The organism is Kitasatospora sp. NPDC043949 (genome assembly GCF_056435365.1).
This window is the reverse complement of the sequence record NZ_JBWKEQ010000043.1, coordinates 1-16,771: the sequence shown is the minus strand read 5'-3', so window position 1 is coordinate 16,771 and position 16,771 is coordinate 1. Positions and strand designations below refer to the sequence as shown.

17 protein-coding genes and 1 tRNA gene are annotated in these 16,771 nt (G+C 72.1%); 7 read left to right on the top strand and 11 right to left on the bottom strand.

Annotated features, from left to right (window positions below; genetic code table 11):
• Nucleotides 1–163 precede the first annotated feature (163 nt).
• The gene (locus AC07AL_RS28720; protein ID WP_063349226.1) at nt 164–505 is read right to left on the bottom strand and encodes a DUF3618 domain-containing protein; all 342 of its coding nucleotides are present in this window, start codon (nt 503–505) and stop codon (nt 164–166) included.
• A gap of 146 nt (nt 506–651) precedes the next feature.
• Here AC07AL_RS28720 and bcp point away from each other — a divergent pair, with 146 nt between their 5' ends.
• Nucleotides 652–1,128 (top strand): thioredoxin-dependent thiol peroxidase, encoded by a 477-nt coding sequence (gene bcp, locus AC07AL_RS28715; protein WP_063349225.1) that lies wholly within the window; start codon nt 652–654, stop codon nt 1,126–1,128.
• A gap of 157 nt (nt 1,129–1,285) precedes the next feature.
• Here the strand turns inward: bcp and AC07AL_RS28710 are convergent, their stop codons facing one another.
• A complete protein-coding gene (locus AC07AL_RS28710) occupies nt 1,286–3,769 on the bottom strand; it encodes a chitinase C-terminal domain-containing protein (RefSeq protein WP_400331746.1) in 2,484 nt (827 codons plus the stop codon).
• 342 nt (nt 3,770–4,111) lie between these two features.
• On the opposite strand from AC07AL_RS28710, the gene AC07AL_RS28705 reads away from it, so the two are divergent.
• Nucleotides 4,112–4,195: transfer RNA gene (locus AC07AL_RS28705), tRNA-Leu, on the top strand.
• 69 nt (nt 4,196–4,264) lie between these two features.
• On the opposite strand, the gene rdgB is transcribed toward AC07AL_RS28705, so the two are convergent.
• From rdgB to AC07AL_RS28685, 4 genes are all read right to left on the bottom strand, one after another.
• The gene (gene rdgB, locus AC07AL_RS28700) at nt 4,265–4,870 is read right to left on the bottom strand and encodes an RdgB/HAM1 family non-canonical purine NTP pyrophosphatase (protein ID WP_363583742.1); all 606 of its coding nucleotides are present in this window, start codon (nt 4,868–4,870) and stop codon (nt 4,265–4,267) included.
• 31 nt (nt 4,871–4,901) lie between these two features.
• Entirely contained in the window at nt 4,902–5,291 is a 390-nt protein-coding gene (locus tag AC07AL_RS28695) for a hypothetical protein (protein ID WP_363620061.1), read from the bottom strand.
• Between the two features lie 172 nt (nt 5,292–5,463).
• Entirely contained in the window at nt 5,464–6,189 is a 726-nt protein-coding gene (gene rph, locus AC07AL_RS28690; RefSeq protein ID WP_350881205.1) for a ribonuclease PH, read from the bottom strand.
• A gap of 171 nt (nt 6,190–6,360) precedes the next feature.
• Nucleotides 6,361–6,594, bottom strand: a complete 234-nt coding sequence (locus AC07AL_RS28685; protein WP_063349220.1) for a PTS sugar transporter subunit IIB — start codon at nt 6,592–6,594, stop codon at nt 6,361–6,363.
• Between the two features lie 399 nt (nt 6,595–6,993).
• Here AC07AL_RS28685 and AC07AL_RS28680 point away from each other — a divergent pair, with 399 nt between their 5' ends.
• The 4 genes from AC07AL_RS28680 to AC07AL_RS28665 all read left to right on the top strand — a co-directional run bounded on the left by AC07AL_RS28680 (nt 6,994) and on the right by AC07AL_RS28665 (nt 13,158).
• Nucleotides 6,994–8,295: a PTS transporter subunit EIIC gene (locus tag AC07AL_RS28680; RefSeq protein WP_400810283.1), complete on the top strand. Its 1,302-nt coding sequence runs from the start codon at nt 6,994–6,996 to the stop codon at nt 8,293–8,295.
• A gap of 816 nt (nt 8,296–9,111) precedes the next feature.
• Nucleotides 9,112–10,389: a PTS transporter subunit EIIC gene (locus AC07AL_RS28675; protein WP_363628120.1), complete on the top strand. Its 1,278-nt coding sequence runs from the start codon at nt 9,112–9,114 to the stop codon at nt 10,387–10,389.
• Nucleotides 10,390–10,795: 406 nt separating this feature from the next.
• Nucleotides 10,796–11,875, top strand: coding sequence for an LLM class flavin-dependent oxidoreductase (locus tag AC07AL_RS28670; protein WP_363628119.1), 1,080 nt, complete (start codon nt 10,796–10,798; stop codon nt 11,873–11,875).
• Entirely contained in the window at nt 11,872–13,158 is a 1,287-nt protein-coding gene (locus tag AC07AL_RS28665) for an LLM class flavin-dependent oxidoreductase (protein ID WP_400986670.1), read from the top strand. The genes AC07AL_RS28670 and AC07AL_RS28665 overlap by 4 nt, the downstream gene beginning before the upstream one ends.
• Nucleotides 13,159–13,199: 41 nt before the next feature.
• Here the strand turns inward: AC07AL_RS28665 and AC07AL_RS28660 are convergent, their stop codons facing one another.
• Both AC07AL_RS28660 and AC07AL_RS28655 read right to left on the bottom strand, forming a co-directional pair.
• Nucleotides 13,200–13,946: an MBL fold metallo-hydrolase gene (locus AC07AL_RS28660; RefSeq protein ID WP_350881195.1), complete on the bottom strand. Its 747-nt coding sequence runs from the start codon at nt 13,944–13,946 to the stop codon at nt 13,200–13,202.
• 199 nt (nt 13,947–14,145) lie between these two features.
• The gene (locus AC07AL_RS28655; RefSeq protein WP_363583755.1) at nt 14,146–14,337 is read right to left on the bottom strand and encodes a MerR family transcriptional regulator; all 192 of its coding nucleotides are present in this window, start codon (nt 14,335–14,337) and stop codon (nt 14,146–14,148) included.
• 186 nt (nt 14,338–14,523) lie between these two features.
• On the opposite strand from AC07AL_RS28655, the gene AC07AL_RS28650 reads away from it, so the two are divergent.
• Nucleotides 14,524–14,994 carry a type II toxin-antitoxin system PemK/MazF family toxin gene (locus AC07AL_RS28650; RefSeq protein WP_363628116.1) on the top strand — a complete coding sequence of 157 codons (471 nt, stop codon included), beginning with the start codon at nt 14,524–14,526 and terminating at the stop codon, nt 14,992–14,994.
• A gap of 34 nt (nt 14,995–15,028) precedes the next feature.
• Here the strand turns inward: AC07AL_RS28650 and AC07AL_RS28645 are convergent, their stop codons facing one another.
• The 3 genes from AC07AL_RS28645 to AC07AL_RS28635 form a co-directional block, all read right to left on the bottom strand.
• Nucleotides 15,029–15,997 (bottom strand): PLP-dependent cysteine synthase family protein, encoded by a 969-nt coding sequence (locus AC07AL_RS28645; protein ID WP_363583759.1) that lies wholly within the window; start codon nt 15,995–15,997, stop codon nt 15,029–15,031.
• Between the two features lie 79 nt (nt 15,998–16,076).
• Nucleotides 16,077–16,355, bottom strand: a complete 279-nt coding sequence (locus tag AC07AL_RS28640; RefSeq protein WP_363370276.1) for a MoaD/ThiS family protein — start codon at nt 16,353–16,355, stop codon at nt 16,077–16,079.
• 115 nt (nt 16,356–16,470) lie between these two features.
• Nucleotides 16,471–16,590: a putative leader peptide gene (locus AC07AL_RS28635; protein WP_347878546.1), complete on the bottom strand. Its 120-nt coding sequence runs from the start codon at nt 16,588–16,590 to the stop codon at nt 16,471–16,473.
• Nucleotides 16,591–16,771 lie beyond the last annotated feature (181 nt).

The window sequence follows — 16,771 nt, the reverse complement described above, 5'->3', positions numbered from 1 at the left end:
GCGCGCGGCGTGACGCTGGCCCGGCATGCGGGAAGCCGCGGCGCCCGCGGGGCCGGACACACACCCGGGCCCGGACACACCCCCCAGAGCCGGGCACACCTCCCGGGCCCGGGCACACCGAAGGCCGGACGCCTCCCGCGCCCGGCCCTCACCCCGTGCCCGTTCAGCCCTTGCGGCGCTTCCGGGCGGAAGCCACCAGCAGCAGCACGCCCACGCCGACCAGCGCGGCCGGGACGATCCGCTCCGTACGCGGCTGCCCCTTCTCGTCCACGAACTGCGCCCGCACCTTCTCCACCACGCCGTTGGCGGCCACGTACGCCCGACCGGCCTTCTCCTCGACGGCGGCCACGGCCTTCGCCTTCACCTGGGCGCTGATCGTGCTCGGGTGGACGCGCACGGCCAGCTCGTCCAGGGTGGCCGCCAGCTGGGTGCGGGTCCGGGAGATGTCCGCCTCGATCTGGGCGGTCGTCCGCGCCGACTTGTCCTTCGTGCTCGCCTCGCCCACTCGGGCCACCCCATTCACTTGCTGATGTTGTCCTGTGCGACTGACCCAGTCTGTCAGTTGCCGAGCAGGGCCGCGCGACCCCACCCACCATCGGGGGTAAGTTTGCCGTGCTATGACCGCCCGCCCCAGCAACAGGAGATTTACCCGTGAGTGAGCGTCTCCAGCCCGGCGACACCGCGCCCGCCTTCAGCCTGTCCGACGCCGACGGCAACCAGGTGTCCCTCGCCGACCACCTGGGCCGCAAGGTCATCGTCTACTTCTACCCGGCCGCGCTCACCCCCGGCTGCACCAAGCAGGCCTGCGACTTCACCGACAACCTGGAGGTCCTCGCCGGCGCCGGCTACGACGTCATCGGCGTCTCCCCGGACAAGCCGGAGAAGCTCGGCAAGTTCCGCGAGGCCGAGAACCTCAAGGTCACCCTGGTGTCCGACCCGGACCACCAGGTGCTGGAGGCCTACGGCGCCTACGGCGAGAAGCAGAACTACGGCCGCACCTACGTCGGCGTGATCCGCTCCACCGTGATCGTGGACGAGCAGGGCAAGGTCGAGCGCGCACTGTACAACGTGAAGGCCACCGGGCACGTCGCCAAGCTGCTGCGCGACCTCAAGGTCGAGACGGCCTGACGCTCGAAGGCCTGGCGCTCGACGGCCCGGCACCTCGCTCGCCCGGTGCCTCGCTCTCCCGGCACCTCGCTCTCCCGGCACCTCGCTGAACGAAGCGGTGGCGGCACACCCCCCGACCGGGTGCACCGCCACCGCCGTCTCTCACCTCAGGGCGCCGTCAGCAGGCCCCGAGGTCGCTCCAGACGCCCCACGAGCCGCTGGCCGCGGGGTCGTCGCCCTTGGTCCACCACTTGTTCTGGTAGTAGTGGCCCTTCCACGACACCTTGGTGGTGGCCGCGTAGGTGGTGCCCGCGTCCCAGCTCGGGGCGGCCGTGCAGGCCCCCGTCGTCGGGGTGGCGGTCGCGGTGGCCGTCGCGGTCGGCGAGGCCGTGGCGGTGGGCGAGGCGGTCGCCGTCGGGGAGGCGGTCGCGGTCGGCGAAGCGGTGGCGGTCGCGGTAGGCGTCGGGGTCGGGGTCGGGGTCGGCGTGCCGCCGTCCACCGTGCCCCGGGTCAGGTCGCCCTTGAGCCCGTACAGCGTGCCGTTCACGTTGACCGTCCAGTTCGACGGGGTCGAGACCGGCAGGTAGTAGACGAAGTCCAGGTCCACCGAGGCGCCCGGCGCCAGCGACTGCCAGCCCGGCAGCTTGACCGACACCCGGTTGTAGGTGCCCTTCAGGCCGCCCACGTTGCCCGGACCGGGGTTGTCCTGCCGGATGACCTGGAGGCCGAAGCCGGACTGGTCCTTGGCGTTGCCCGGAGCCGAGTTGCTGTAGTCGAACTGGAACTCGGTGCCGCCCGGCAGGGTCGTCGTCGAGTTGTTGACGATGTGGATCTTCGGGTTGATCGGGTAATTCGAGTCACCCAGCGCGAAGTTGGTGAACGACACGTCGATCGGCAGGGTCTGCTGCGGCAGCGGGACCGTCGAACGGGTCGCGCCGTACGGCGTGGCCGCCTTGAACTTGTCGTACATCAGCGAGGTCAGCGTCGAACCCGGCACGTACTCGCCCTTGCCGCCGTTGGCGCTCGCGTCCCACTTGTAGTCGCCCGCGAGCTCCCAGATCATCGCGCCGCCGGCGCCCTGGTTGACGATGTAGTCCGCCTTGGCACCCACCGACTGCTCGTCCTCGGTGGAGAGGAACACCTTCTTGGCGTCGTTCCACAGCCACGGCGCCACCAGGCTGCTGCTGTAGTTGCGGGCGTAGGTGCCCTGCAGCGCGGTGTCCTTCACGCCGTACTTGGCCAGGTAGTCGGGCAGGATGCCCTTCTCCAGGTTCTTCGCGTGCCACATCGGGTTCGACCCGGCCGGGGACTCCTTGCCCGCGTCGTCCTTGTCGTTCCAGATGTTGTCGATGCCGACCGCGCCGTCACCGCAGGAGGTCAGGCCGGAGCCGACCGGGCAGGTGGTCGCCGCCGCGGTGCCCCACAGGCCGTTGGTGCCGCCCGTGACGTTCTTGAAGCCCCGGGTGTAGTACGGCAGGCCGACGTTGATCCGGCCGCCCGGCATCGCACCGCGGAAGTAGTGGTACGACCAGTCGGCGTTCAGGTAGCCGATGCCGCCGTACTGGCCGGTGCCGTACACGTTGGCCGCCGCCAGCTCGCCGTCCTTGCCGTCGTCGAACAGCGAGGCGTTCGGGCCGACGTACTTGTTCCAGGCGCCGTGCAGGTCGTACGACATGATGTTGACGTAGTCCAGGTACTGCGCCACCTGGAAGGTCTCCATGCCGCGCAGCAGGTAGCCGGACGACGGTGCCGCGACCGACAGCAGGTAGTGCCTGCCGTCGGCGGCGCCGGCCCGGTCCAGGTTCTCGCGCAGCGTCTTCATCAGCGCCGCGTAGCCCTTCGCCAGCGAGCCGCGCTTGGAGTTGGCGAGCTGCCAGTCCAGCGGGTTGCCGGCGTCCTTCATCGAGGTCGGGTACTCGTAGTCGACGTCGACGCCGTTGAAACCGTACTTGCGGATGAAGTCGACGGACGAGGCGGCGAAGGTGTCGATGCCGGCCTGGTTGACGCTGCCGTCCGGGTTGACGGTCATCGAGTAGAAGCCGCCGGAGTTGACGCGCTTGCCGTCGTCCCCGAAGTAGCCGCCGGTCTCGGTCCAACCGCCCACCGAGATCAGGGTCTTGACGTTCGGGTACTGCTTCTTGAACTTCGTCAGCAGATTGAAGTGGCCCTTGTAGGGCAGCGTCGGGTCCAGCTCGGCGCCGGGCACGCCCGGGAAGGAGATCCCGGTGGCCTCGTTGGTCGGGCCGTCGGTGCCGACGGAGAGCTTGTTGTCACCGCCGACGTGGCCGAACGCGTAGTTGAGGTGGGTGACCTTGTCCCAGGGGATGTCGTTCACCAGGTAGGGCTGGTCGCCGTTCTTGCCGGTGCGCCAGCCGGTGAAGTAGCCGATGATGCGGCGCTGGTGGTCCGCGCCCATCTTCTCGCGGCCGCCGGTGTCGTAGACCGAGCAGTACGGGACGTCCACCCCGGGCGTCTGGTACAGGCCGTCGGGGCGACAGGCCCCGTTGTCGACGGTCGCGGACGCCTGCGAGGGCACCGCGCCCAGCGTCGACAGCAGCAGACCGGCCAGACCGGCCGCCGCCAGCGCGACCGCGCCCGCCCGGGCAGCCGGGCTCTTGCGGCGGAGTGCGGCGGTGGGACGCCGCTCCGCCGTGTTTCGGATCAACACTCGGTCCTCCGGGAGAGAGTGTCGGCGCGTGCCTGTGGGGGAGCACGCACGTGGGGGGATTGCAATTGGCGCCGAAGCTATGTGGTCTGAACCACATAGGTCAATAGGTCTGTACCAATTGGTAATCAAATCCCCAACCCCGCCGGTCACTCCACCGACGGCAACAAGTCACCCCTTGGCCGAAACCCCGTCACCCCGCGACCGAACGCCCCCACTGAACCCGCCGCCGAACCCGCCGCCGACCCCCTCGACACCACCGCCCGCCCGCGTCCGGGACGGTGCCGCACCGGAAAGGACGGTGCCCCGGCACGGGCGAAGCCCTAGACTAGAGGCCATGCGGCCTTGGCGGAATCGGCAGACGCCCGGGTTTTAGGTGCCCGTGGGAGAAATCCCGTGAGGGTTCAAGTCCCTCAGGCCGCACTAGCCTTAGATTCGAAGGCCCGCCCCGGAATGATCCGCGGCGGGCCTTCGGCGCTCTCCGACCGGCCGTCAGCCCAGGAGGTCCTTGACGACCGGGGCGAGGCCGCGGAAGGCCAGGCCGCGATGGCTGATGGCGTTCTTCTCGGCGGGGGTGAGTTCGGCGCAGGTGCGGGTCTCGCCGAGGGGCTGGAGGATCGGGTCGTAGCCGAAGCCGCCGTCGCCGGAGGGGGCGGTGCGCAGGGTGCCGAGGAGGCGGCCCTCGACGACGCGCTCGGTGCCGTCGGGGAGGGCGAGGGCGGCGGCGCAGAAGAAGTGGGCGCCGCGGTGCGGGTCGGAGATGTCGGAGAGCTGGGCGAGCAGCAGGTCGAGGTTGGCGCGGTCGTCGCCGTGCTTGCCGACCCAGCGGGCGGAGAAGATGCCGGGGGCGCCGTTCAGGACGTCGACGCAGAGGCCGGAGTCGTCGGCGACGGCGGGCAGGCCGGTGGCGCGGGCGAGGGCGTGAGCCTTGAGGAGCGCGTTCTCGGCGAAGGTGACGCCGGTCTCCGGGACGTCCGGGATCTCGGGGTAGGCGTCGGCGCCGACGAGTTCGACGTCCAGGCCGGCCTCGCCGAGGATGGCGCGGAGTTCGGCGACCTTGTGCTGGTTACGGGTGGCGAGGATCAATCGGGTGGACATATCGCCCACCCTATCGGCAGCCGTCCCGGCGTCAGCCGGTGCAGACCGAGGTGAGGTTGCCGGCCGCGTCGCCGAGCGGCTTGAGGTCGGGGACCTCCTTCTTGTCGACGGCCTGCTGGACCTTGTCGGCCTGCTTCTGCAGGTCGGCGACGGCCTTGGCGACGTCGGTGTTCTTGGAGTTCTTGCCGACCTGGTTGAGGTCGGTCCTGAGCTTCTCCAGCGCCTTCCCGGCGGCCGCCGAGTCGTTGCTCGCGTTGCCGTAGGCGCTGGTGACGTCGGCGAGGTCGCCGGTGATCCTGACCGCGGTGTTGCCGCAGTCGATCGCCTTCTGGGCTGCGGAGCAACTGACCATGCTGAGCGGGAGGATGGCGATCAGGCCGGCCACGGCGAGGGCGGCGGGGCGGGCGATGCTGGACGGCATCCGGTCCTCCTGTGGGGCGCGCGGGTTCCGTGGGACGGGACGCGCGCCGGGGGGTGCGCGGTTCCCGCAGCAGGGGTGCTGCGGGAACCGTACGGGCTTCGGGCCCGGCGTGTACAGCGGCCCGTACGGCTGCGGGTACATCCGGGTCCACGGCGCCGTGGGCCGAACCGGTTCAGGCCTCCAGGGCCTTGCGCTGGATCTCGTCGAGCTCGGCGCAGCCCAGGGTGCCGAGGTCGAGCAGGCGGTCGAGCAGGGCGCGGTCGAAGGGGGCGCCCTCGGCGGTGCCCTGGACCTCGACGAAGCGGCCGTCGGAGGTGCAGACGATGTTCATGTCGGTCTCGGCGCGGACGTCCTCCTCGTACTGGAGGTCGAGCATCGGGACGCCGTCGATGATGCCGACGCTGACGGCGCTGACGCCGCCGGTGATGGGCTGGCCCTTGGCGCGCAGGAGCTTGCGGTCGCGGGCCCAGGCGACCGCGTCGGCGAGGGCGACGTAGGCGCCGGTGATGGCGGCGGTGCGGGTGCCGCCGTCGGCCTGGAGGACGTCGCAGTCGAGGACGATGGTGTTCTCGGCGAGGGCGCGGTGGTCGACGACGGCGCGCAGCGAGCGGCCGATGAGCCGGCTGATCTCGTGGGTGCGGCCGCCGATGCGGCCCTTGACGGCCTCGCGGTCGCCGCGGGTGTTGGTGGCGCGCGGGAGCATGGAGTACTCGGCGGTGACCCAGCCTTCGCCGCTGCCCTTGCGCCAGCGGGGGACGCCCTCGGTGACGCTGGCGGTGCACAGCACCTTGGTGTCGCCGTAGGAGATGAGGACGGATCCTTCGGCGTGCTTGCTCCAGCCCCGTTCGATGGTGATGGGGCGGAGCTGGTCGGGGGTGCGGCCGTCGATGCGTGACATAGGCACTGAGCGTAGTCGCTCGGAGCGGGTGTTCCGGGTGCGCCTCGGCCCGCCGGGGTGCGGCTGGGCGCCGCTCCCCGGCTGCGCTCGGCGCCGTCCCCGGGTGCGCCTCGGCCCGCCGTTCCCGGGTGGGGCGGCGGGCCGGGGGTGGGGTGAGCCCGGTGGCTCAGCTCACATCATGTCCTCGATGTCAGCGGCGATCGGGTCGGCGTCGGTGCCGATGACGACCTGGATGGCGGTGCCCATCTTGACGACGCCGTGGGCGCCGGCGGCCTTGAGGGCGGCCTCGTTGACCAGGGAGGCGTCCTTGACCTCGGTGCGAAGGCGGGTGATGCAGCCCTCGACCTCTTCGATGTTGTCGATGCCGCCCAGACCGGCGACGATCTTCTCAGCCTTGCTGGCCATCTGATTTCTCCCTCTGTCTCGGCCCGCCGGCCGCTCTGCCGGGTGCCGTCCTGCGCTGTACTGGGGTGTCCGCCGACCGGTGGCCGGCGTGGTCGGTACCGGTGCTGACGCGGGTTCAGCCGCGGTCGCGCCGCCGGGCAGCGCGACCAGCATCACCTGCTCCGGTCCGATCTGCCACGTTAGTCCACTTTTGGCCCATTCCGGCGCGCACGGTCCCGACCGCCACCAGAGGATGACGAGCAGCGGGCTCGTGCCCGGAGTGCGGCCTGCGTCCCAAAGTGGTCTACACCAATATATGTGTACTCCGATGAACGCAGAAAGGACCCCGGGTGTTCCGGATCCCCGCCCGGGGGTCCCGCCGGGGGCCACCGGCCGGCAACTGCTCTCGGAGGGCGAAGGATGAGTTCGGCAGGCGCCACGGCCCCGCAGCGCGTGTGGTGGCACACCTTCTACGGCGGCCTCCAGAAGATGGGCCGCTCCCTGCAGCTCCCGGTGGCGGTGCTCCCCGCGGCCGGCATCCTCAACCGGCTCGGCCAGCCCGACGTCTTCGGCAAGGACGGCCTCGGCTGGACCGACGTCGCCAAGGTCTTCGCCTCGGCCGGCGGCGCCCTGCTGGACTCCTCGTTCGGCCTGCCGATGCTGTTCTGCGTCGGTGTGGCGATCGGCATGGCGAAGAAGGCGGACGGTTCCACCGCGCTGGCCGCCGTGGTGGGCTTCCTCGTCTACTACAAGGTCCTGCACGCGTTCCCGGAGAGCTGCAAGAACGGGACGGTCCTGGTCACCGACGCCTGGACCGGCCAGTGCGTGGACTACAGCTCGGCCAAGGCGGCGGCCGCGACGTACCAGAACCCGGGCGTCCTGGGCGGCATCCTGATCGGCCTGATGTCGGCCTGGCTCTGGGTCCGCTTCCACCGCACCAGGCTGGTCGACTGGCTGGGCTTCTTCAACGGCCGCCGCCTGGTGCCGATGATCACCGCGGTGGTGGGCCTGGCCACCGCCTGCGTGGCGCTCTGGGTCTGGCCGCCGATCGGCCGCGGGCTCAACGACTTCAGCCAGACCCTGGCCGACCTGGGCGCGGGCGGCGCCGGCATCTTCGGCCTGTTCAACCGCGCGCTGCTGCTGATCGGCATGCACCAGCTGCTGAACACATTCGTCTGGTTCCAGTTCGGCGAGTTCATCAAGCCGGACGGCACCATCGCGCACGGCGACATCCCGCGCTTCCTGGCGGGTGACCCGACGGCCGGCCAGTTCCAGTCCGGATTCTTCCCGATCATGATGTTCGCGCTGCCCGCCGCCGCACTGGCGATCGCGCACTCGGCGAAACCGCACCGCCGCAAGGAGATCTACGGCCTGATGCTCTCGGTCGGCCTGACCTCCTTCGTGACGGGCGTCACCGAACCGCTCGAGTACTCCTTCGCCTACGTCGCCCCGGCCCTGTACGGCGTGCACGCGCTGCTGACCGGCGCCTCGATGGCCGTCACCTGGGGGCTCGGGGTGCACGACGGCTTCAGCTTCTCGGCCGGCCTGATCGACTACGTCATCAACTGGGGGCTGGCCACCAAGCCGTGGCTGATCATCCCGATCGGGCTCTGCTTCGCCGCCGTGTACTACGCGCTCTTCCGGTTCATCATCGTCAAATTCAATCTGAAAACACCCGGGCGGGAGGACGAGAGCGAGGTCGAGGACGTCACCAAGGTCTGAAACCGAGCGTCACCGGGCAGCACCCGCAATGGCCTCCGGACCCGACGGTCCGGAGGCCTTCGACATTTCCGGAAAGGACCAAATGCCCGGGCGGTAAAACAATTCCGATATGCGCCCCGGGGATTCCCCGGCGGGCCGTCAGCCGTGCCGGGCGGGGCCGGGGCGACCCGCACCGCCCGGCCGCCGGGCCACCGGCCGGGGGCACCGCGGGGGTGGGGAAAGTCCGCCGCCGCCCGGCCCGGGCGGTGGCCGGCAATCGGCCGCCACCGTTTCCCCGCCGGCCCCGACCATGCGCCGAGGGGGTCGGAAAGCCGCGGATTGGCCGAAGCCGGACGGGGTGGGGCCCGGACTTCTCCCGACCGCCGGCCGTCCGTGATGTCCGACACCCCGGTGGGCCCCTTCGCCGCCGCCCACCGCACCCGGCCCGGACCCCGGCAGCGGGCACCGGAGCTCCGGAGGCCGCCTCCGCCCGGACACCGTCGCGTCCGCCGGTGAACCCCGCCGACCCGACCCCCGTCCGCGCACCGCCGGGCCCGCGGCGGACCCCTGACGAGGCCTCGGCGGGGCCTCCGGACGGGGCCGGGTCTTTTTGTTGCGCAAATAGCCAAAATCCCAATCACGGCGGGTAATCATGATCGTCGTTCCGCAACTAGGTTTCGATTTCATAGCGCTTCCCGGCAGGGGCGCTTTCCGGGGTTCCCCCCCTTCTCCACCCGTGCTACAAAACTGGTCTACACCACACGTGGTGTAGACCAGTTCGCGGTTCGGCCCCCTGTGCCCCTCCCCCGACCGCCATGCCGTTAGGAACCCACCCCAATGAGTCAGTCAGCGCAGGCACCGGCGCCCGCCACGGCTCCGGCCACGCCCAGCCCCGCCAAGAAATTCGGCCAGAACCTGCTCCAGGGCCTGCAGAAGATCGGCCGCAGCCTCCAGCTGCCCATCGCCGTGCTCCCCGCCGCCGGTCTGCTGATGCGCCTCGGCCAGGACGACGTGTTCGGCAAGGACGGCCTCGGCTGGGACAAGGTCGCCGCGGTGTTCAACACCGCCGGTAGCGGGGTCTTCGACAACCTGCCGCTGCTGTTCGCGGTGGGTATCGCGATCGGCTTCGCCAAGAAGGCGGACGGCTCCACCGCCCTCGCCGCCCTGGTCGGCTTCCTGGTCTACAAGAACGTGCTGACCGCGTTCCCGATCACCAAGGGCCACATCGCCGACGGCAAGTGGGTCGACCCGACCTACCAGAACCCGGGTGTGCTCGGCGGCATCGTGATCGGCCTGCTGGCCGCCGTGCTGTGGCAGAAGTACCACCGCACCAAGCTGGTCGACTGGCTCGGCTTCTTCAACGGCCGCCGTCTGGTGCCGATCCTGATGGCCTTCGTCGGCACCGGCATCGGTGTCCTGTTCGCCCTGACCTGGGGCCCGGTCGGCGACGCCATCAAGAGCCTGAACGACACCCTGATCGGTGCCGGCGCGCTCGGCGCGGGCGCCTTCGGCCTGGTCAACCGCGGTCTGCTGCCGGTCGGCATGCACCAGTTCGTGAACTCCTACGCCTGGTTCCAGACCGGTGACTTCACCAAGGCCGACGGCACCATCGTGCACGGCGACATCCCGCGCTTCTTCGCCGGCGACCCGACCGCCGGCCAGTTCATGTCCGGCTTCTTCCCGATCATGATGTTCGCGCTGCCCGCCGCCGCACTGGCCATCGCCCACGCCGCCAAGCCGCACCGCCGCAAGGCCATCACCGGCATGATGGTCTCGCTGGCGCTGACCTCCTTCGTCACCGGTGTCACCGAGCCGATCGAGTTCGCCTTCGTCTTCATCGCCCCGGCCCTGTACGTCATCCACGCGGTGCTCACCGCCGTCTCGATGACCGTCACCTGGGCGCTCGGCGTGCACGACGGCTTCACCTTCTCCGGCGGCCTGATCGACTACGCGCTGGCCTGGAGCAAGGCCACCGACCCGTGGCTGATCATCCCGATCGGCCTGGTCTTCGCCGCGCTGTACTACTTCCTCTTCCGCTTCGCGATCACCAAGTTCGACCTCAAGACCCCCGGTCGCGAGGACGACGACGAGATCGAGGACGTGACCAAGGCCTGAGGCCCCGCCCGTCCGCACTCCACGACCCCGCCCCGCCGCTGCTCCCCCAGCGGCGGGGCGGGGTCGTCGTGCGTCCCGCCCCGGGGCGGCGGGAACGGCGGTTGACGAACCGGCGCAGGCACTGGTCAACTGAAGCCGTGAACGCGTCCTGCCCGCTGGTGACCCGCAGCCACATCGACTTCGGTCGCGTGTGGTCCGCGGCGTGTCGCGGCTGAGCCGACCGTTCCCCCCGCCGCCCGGCTGACCTCCCGCCCGGCGCCGTTCCTCCCCTCCCGCCCGCACGGGCCCCGCCCGCCTCCGGGCCGCCACCGCGCACCCGCGCGCGGCCGTACGCACCCGCACACCCCCTGTGCGCGTTCGCCGGCGTCGCCCGCACGCGTCCGCACGAGGAAAGTCAGGCCTCAGCATGCCCCGCCAACTGCACCTCTCCGCCGCCCTGGACAGCCCCGGCCACGTCGACGCCGGGCACTACGCCGCCCTCGCCCGCCTCGCCGAGCGGGCCACCCTCGACTTCGTCACCCTCGACGACTCCTTCACCCCCGAACCGCGCCGCCCCGACGCCCTCGCCACCCTCGCCCGGATCGCCCCGCTGACCGAGCGGGTCGGACTGGTGCCCACCGTCACCACCACCCACACCGAGCCGTTCCACACCTCGATCGCGGTCAACACGCTGGACTGGGTGAGCCGGGGCCGGGCCGGCTGGCTGGTCGGCGTCTCCGCCACCGAGGCCGAGGCCAAGGCCTTCGGCCGCCGCCCGACCGCCCCCGCGGACGCGCTCTGGGCGGAGGCCGCCGACGCCGTCGAGGTCGCCGCCCGGCTCTGGGACAGCTGGGAGGACGACGCGGAGATCCGCGACACCGCCACCGGGCGGTTCATCGACCGCGACAAGCTGCACTACGTCGACTTCGAGGGCCCGCACTTCTCCGTCCGCGGGCCGTCGATCACCCCGCGCCCACCGCAGGGCCGCCCGGTCGTCGCCGTCCCGATGTCCGCCGTCGACCTCGCCCCGTACGCCTCCCCCGGCGGTCGCGCCCGGGTCGCGGCGGCGATCCGGTACGCCGACGTCGTCCTGCTGGACGCCCCCGACCACGCCGCCCGGCTGGCCGCCGCCACCGAACTGCGGCTGCGCGCCGGCGAGCACCTGCGCATCCTCGCCCGGACCGACGCCTCCCTGCCCGACGACGCCGCGGCCGACCGCCTGCTCGCCGACCTCGCCGCGATCGGCACCGGCGTCGACGGCTTCCACCTCGTCCCCGCCGAGCCCGAACGGGACCTGGCCGCCCTCGCCGAACGGGTCGTCCCGGTGCTGCGCGCCCAGGGGCTGTTCCGCGCCGGGTACGCGGCCGGCCGCACCCTGCGCGACCACCTCGGCCTGGCCCGCCCGGCCAGCCGCTACGCCACCGACGCCGCCACCAACACCGCCGCCACCGCCCCGTCCGCTGCCGCCGCCCCGTCCGCTGCCGCTCTCGCCGAGGTGACCCGATGACGGACCGCCCGCTCAAGCAGATCCACCTCGCCGCGCACTTCCCCGGCGTCAACAACACCACGGTGTGGAGCGACCCGGACTCCGGCAGCCACATCGAGTTCGACTCCTTCCGCCACCTCGCCGAGACCGCCGAGCGCGGGAAGTTCGACTTCTTCTTCCTCGCCGAGGGCCTGCGGCTGCGCGAGAACAAGGGCCGCATCCACGACCTGGACGTGGTCGGCCGCCCCGAGTCGATCACCGTGCTGAACGCGCTGGCCGCCGTCACCACCCGTCTCGGGCTGGCCGGCACCGTCAACGCCACCTTCAACGAACCGTACGAACTGGCCCGTCGGTTCGCCTCGTTGGACCACCTCTCCGGCGGGCGCGCGGCCTGGAACGTGGTCACCTCCTCGGACGCCTTCACCGGGGAGAACTTCCGCCGCGGCGGCTACCTCGACCGCGCCGACCGCTACACCCGGGCCGCCGAATTCGTGCAGCTCGCCCGGGAGTTCTGGGACGGCGGAGCGGAGACCGTCCGGCACAGCGGCCCGCAGTTCGAGGTCGAGGGCCGGCTCTCGCTGCCCCGCCCGCCGCAGGGCCACCCGGTGGTCATCCAGGCCGGGGACTCCGACGAGGGCCGGGAGTTCGCCGCCGCGACCGCCGACGTCGTCTTCAGCCGGCACTCCACCCTCGCCGACGGCCAGGCCTTCCACGCGGACGTCAAGCGCCGGCTCGCCGCGTACGGCCGCAAGCCGGACGAGCTGAAGATCATGCCCGGCGTCACCTTCGCCCTCGGCGACACCGACGCCGAGGCCGCCGAACTCGCCGCCGAGGTCCGCCGGGCCCAGGTCGGGCCGCAGACCACGATCGCCTTCCTGGAACAGGTCTGGGGCATCGACCTGTCCGACCACGACCCGGACGGTCCGCTGCCCGCCGCCGACCCCGACCCGGACAGCGCCCTGGCCCAGGGCCGGGTCCGGATCGGCGACCCGTCGGCCGTCGCCGCCCGCTGGCGGGCGCTGGCCGCCGAGAAGAAGCTCACCAGCCGCGAGCTGGTGATCGAGGTGACCGGCCGGCAGTCCTTCATCGGCTCCCCCGCGACGGTCGCCGAGCGGATCGACTTCTTCGTGCAGAACGACGCGGCCGACGGCTTCATCCTCGTCCCCCACCTGACCCCGGGCGGCCTGGACGCGTTCGTCGACCGCGTGGTGCCGCTGCTCCAGGAGCGCGGGGTGTTCCGCACCGACTACAGCGGGACGACCCTGCGCGACCACCTCGGCCTGCCGCTCCCCGGCCGACGCTGAGACGGCCGACGCCGAGCCGACCGGCCCGCCCGCCCGCCCGCTCAGATCCGGTACACCGCACCCGCCCGGGCGACCTCGACGGGGCCCGGGTACGCGGCGGCGGCGTCGCGGCGGTTGTGCTCGGCGTCGGTCCACGGGGGGATGTGGGTGAGGACGAGCCGGCGGACGTGGGCGGCGGCGGCGTGCTCGCCGGCCTCCCGGCCGTTGAGGTGGACGGCCTGGTAGGTGTCCCGGCCGTCGATGTAGGCGGCCTCGCAGAGGAAGAGGTCGGCGTCGCGGGCGAGTTCGACGAGTTCGGCGCTCTCGCCGGTGTCGCCGGAGTAGACGAGCGCGCGGCCGTCGTGTTCGAGGCGGAAGGCGAAGGCGTCGACGGGGTGGTTGACCTGGGCGACCTCGATCCGGAACGGGCCGAGGTCGAAGGCCCCGGGGGTGAGGGTGTGGAAGTCGAAGACCTCCTTCATCCCCGGGTTCTCCGGCATGTCGTAGGCGCGGGCGAGCCGTTCGGCGGTGCCGGCCGGGCCGTAGACGGGCATCGGGTCGGGGCAGCCCTCGGCGCGGTAGTTGCGGGCGACCCAGTAGGCGCACAGGTCGACGCAGTGGTCGGCGTGCAGGTGGCTGAGCAGGACGGCGTCGACCTCGTAGATGTCCACGTACTTCTGCAGGGCGCCGAGGGCACCGTTGCCGAGGTCGAGCACGACGCGGTAGCCGTCGGCCTCGACGAGGTAGCTGGAGCAGGGCGATTCGGCGGACGGGAAGCTCCCCGAGCACCCCACCACGGTCAGTTTCATCCGAGCCCCTCCGCCCCGACACGTCCTGGCTGCTGCTGGAAAACGGCAGGCCGGGCCGGTGGAACCGGCCGGTAGCACTGCTTCGCGTGTCGAGAGTAAGGGCGGAGCGACACTTTGCCCCCGTCCCCGTGCCGGGCTGTGGCTGGAATCACCAGAACGCCGGGGCGGGGGCGGTGCCGTCCGTTCGGGTGCCGTCGGGTCAGCGGTGGCGGGGGCGGTTGCGGGCCCAGGCCTTGATCGTGTCGGGGTACCAGCGGGGGTGGCCGCCGGCGTCGAGGACGTCCGGGTCGGGCAGCAGCCCGTGCCGCCGGTAGTTGCGGACGCTCTCGGCCTGCACGTTGATGTGGCGGGCGATCTCGGCGTAGGACCACAGCTCGGAGCTTCTCCCCACGAGGCACCTCCGGAGGGGCGGGGCGGGCGTACGTGAGGCAGCCTGTCCGGGCGTCGGCGACTCTTCACCACGGAACGGGCACCGTGGTCATTCCGTGACGAACCGGGAGCCTGGTGCGGACAAATGCCCGGCCGTCCGGGCACTCACGGTGGTGGGGGCCGCCATGGGCCCGGTACGGTTCGCGCCATGAACAGTTCGACCGGGGTCTGGGTGGTCCTGGCGGTGGCGGGCGTCGCGCTCCTGGCCGCCGTCGTGGGGGCGCTGGTCCGGCGCACCCGCCCGGCGCCGCGACCGGCCGGTCCGACGGCTCCGCGCCCGCGCCAGGCGGCCAAGGGCCGTCCGGGGCCGCAGCCGCAGGAGATCTGGTGGGCGGAGGTCCCGTTCGAGGACGGCCCGGGGTCGAAGGACCGCCCGTGCCTGGTGCTGCGGGTGCACGGCCGCACCGCGACCGTCGCGAAGATCACCAGCAAGCACCACGCCGAACGCCCGGGCGTGCTGCCGCTGCCGCCCGCCTCGGTGGGCGACCGGCAGGGCCGCACCAGCTGGCTGGAGACCGACGAGCTGCGCGAGGTGCCGCTGTCGGCCTTCCGCCGCCGGGCCGGCACGGTGGACCGGCAGGTCTGGTCGCGCGCGCAGCAGGCCCTGCAACGCGGCTAGGCCCGGAGCTGGCCCTCCAGCACCGCTGGGGCTCTCAGGCCCAGAGCTGCCCCTGCAGCGCCTCGACGGCCGCCTCGGTGGTCTCCGCGGTGTAGATGCCGGTGGACAGGTACTTCCAGCCGCCGTCGGCGACCACGAACACGATGTCGGCGCGCTCCCCGGCCGCCGCGGCCTTGCGGCCGACGCCGATCGCGGCGTGCAGGATCGCGCCGGTCGAGACGCCCGCGAAGATACCCTCCTGCTGGAGGAGTTCGCGAGTGCGGCGGACGGCGTCCGCGGAGCCGACCGAGAAACGGGTGGTGAGCACCGCGGCGTCGTACAGCTCGGGGACGAAGCCCTCGTCGAGGTTGCGCAGCCCGTACACCAGGTCGTCGTAGCGGGGTTCGGCGGCGACGATCCGCACGCCGGGGACCTTCTCGCGCAGGTAGCGCCCGACGCCCATCAGGGTGCCGGTGGTGCCGAGGCCGGCCACGAAGTGGGTGACGGTCGGCAGGTCGGCGAGGATCTCGGGGCCGGTGGTGGCGTAGTGGGCGCCCGCGTTGTCGGGGTTGCCGTACTGGTAGAGCATGACCCAGTCCGGGTGCTCGGCGGCGATCTCCTTGGCGATCCGGACGGCGGTGTTGGAGCCGCCGGCGGCCGGCGAGGGGATGATCTCGGCGCCCCACATGCGGAGCAGTTCGCGCCGTTCCTCGCTGGTGTTCTCGGGCATCACGCAGACCATCCGGTAGCCCTTGAGCTTGGCGGCCATGGCGAGCGAGATGCCGGTGTTGCCGCTGGTGGGTTCCAGGATGGTGCAGCCGGGGGTGAGCCGGCCGGCGGCCTCGGCGCGCTCGATCATGTGCAGCGCCGGGCGGTCCTTGATCGAGCCGGTGGGGTTGCGGTCCTCCAGCTTGGCCCAGAGCGTCACCTGCCCGTCGGTGTTGCCGGGGACGGCGGCGGACAGCCGCGGCAGGCGGACCAGCGGGGTGTTGCCGACGGCTTCGAGCGGGCTGTCGTAACGCAAGGGAGGCCTCCGGCCACGGCGGTGGGGGTGCGGAAGGGCGCCCTCCCGCCCGCCGCTGGGCGGACGGGAGGGCGGGAGGTCAGCGGGCTCCGCCGGCCACGGCGGGCAGGATGGTGACGCTGTCACCGTCGGCGAGGGCGGTGGAGATGCCCTCCAGGAAGCGGACGTCCTCGTCGTTCAGGTAGACGTTGACGAAGCGGCGCAGCTCACCGCCCTCGACCAGGCGGGCGGCGATGCCCGGGTGGCGGGCGTCGAGGTCGGCGAAGAGCTCCCCGAGGTTGCTGCCGGTGCCCTCGACGGCCTTGGCGCCGTCGGTGTAGGTGCGGAGGATGGTCGGGATGCGGACCTCGATGGCCATGGGTGCGCTCCTGTGCGAGTCGTGAGGTGGGTGGGCCGCGGCGGGCACGGCGGGGAGGGTGGTCCCGGGGCTCGGCGTCGCCGGCAGGCGGTGGGCACCGGGTGGGGCGGGCGGCTCAGCGCGAACGCGCGGGCGTGCCGGGACAGATCGCACTGGCGAGCCGGCACAGGTCGACGTGCAGGCGTGCCACGAGGCGGGTGCCCGGGGCCTGGTTGCTCACATCGACGGAACGCATGGGCTCATCGTATAGATTCCCCGGCCCGCTCCTCCATGCCCGTCTCGGGATCCGGATGTTCCCGTTTCTCGGGCTGAGACGACACGGGCCCGGGGGGGGGGGGGGGGGGGGGGGGGGGGGGGGGGGGGGGGGGGGGGGGGGGGGGGGGGGGGGGGGGGGGGGGGGGGGGGGGGGGGGGGGG

Coding starts and splice junctions, on each gene's coding strand:
- AC07AL_RS28660 (WP_350881195.1), bottom strand. CDS start 13,946: ATGAAACTGACCGTGGTGGGGTGCTCGGGGAGCTTCCCGTCCGCCGAA.
- AC07AL_RS28635 (WP_347878546.1), bottom strand. CDS start 16,590: ATGCGTTCCGTCGATGTGAGCAACCAGGCCCCGGGCACCCGCCTCGTG.
- AC07AL_RS28695 (WP_363620061.1), bottom strand. CDS start 5,291: ATGCCGTCCAGCATCGCCCGCCCCGCCGCCCTCGCCGTGGCCGGCCTG.
- AC07AL_RS28685 (WP_063349220.1), bottom strand. CDS start 6,594: ATGGCCAGCAAGGCTGAGAAGATCGTCGCCGGTCTGGGCGGCATCGAC.
- AC07AL_RS28675 (WP_363628120.1), top strand. CDS start 9,112: ATGAGTCAGTCAGCGCAGGCACCGGCGCCCGCCACGGCTCCGGCCACG.
- rdgB (WP_363583742.1), bottom strand. CDS start 4,870: ATGTCCACCCGATTGATCCTCGCCACCCGTAACCAGCACAAGGTCGCC.
- AC07AL_RS28670 (WP_363628119.1), top strand. CDS start 10,796: ATGCCCCGCCAACTGCACCTCTCCGCCGCCCTGGACAGCCCCGGCCAC.
- rph (WP_350881205.1), bottom strand. CDS start 6,189: ATGTCACGCATCGACGGCCGCACCCCCGACCAGCTCCGCCCCATCACC.
- AC07AL_RS28680 (WP_400810283.1), top strand. CDS start 6,994: ATGAGTTCGGCAGGCGCCACGGCCCCGCAGCGCGTGTGGTGGCACACC.
- AC07AL_RS28640 (WP_363370276.1), bottom strand. CDS start 16,355: ATGGCCATCGAGGTCCGCATCCCGACCATCCTCCGCACCTACACCGAC.
- AC07AL_RS28665 (WP_400986670.1), top strand. CDS start 11,872: ATGACGGACCGCCCGCTCAAGCAGATCCACCTCGCCGCGCACTTCCCC.
- AC07AL_RS28650 (WP_363628116.1), top strand. CDS start 14,524: ATGAACAGTTCGACCGGGGTCTGGGTGGTCCTGGCGGTGGCGGGCGTC.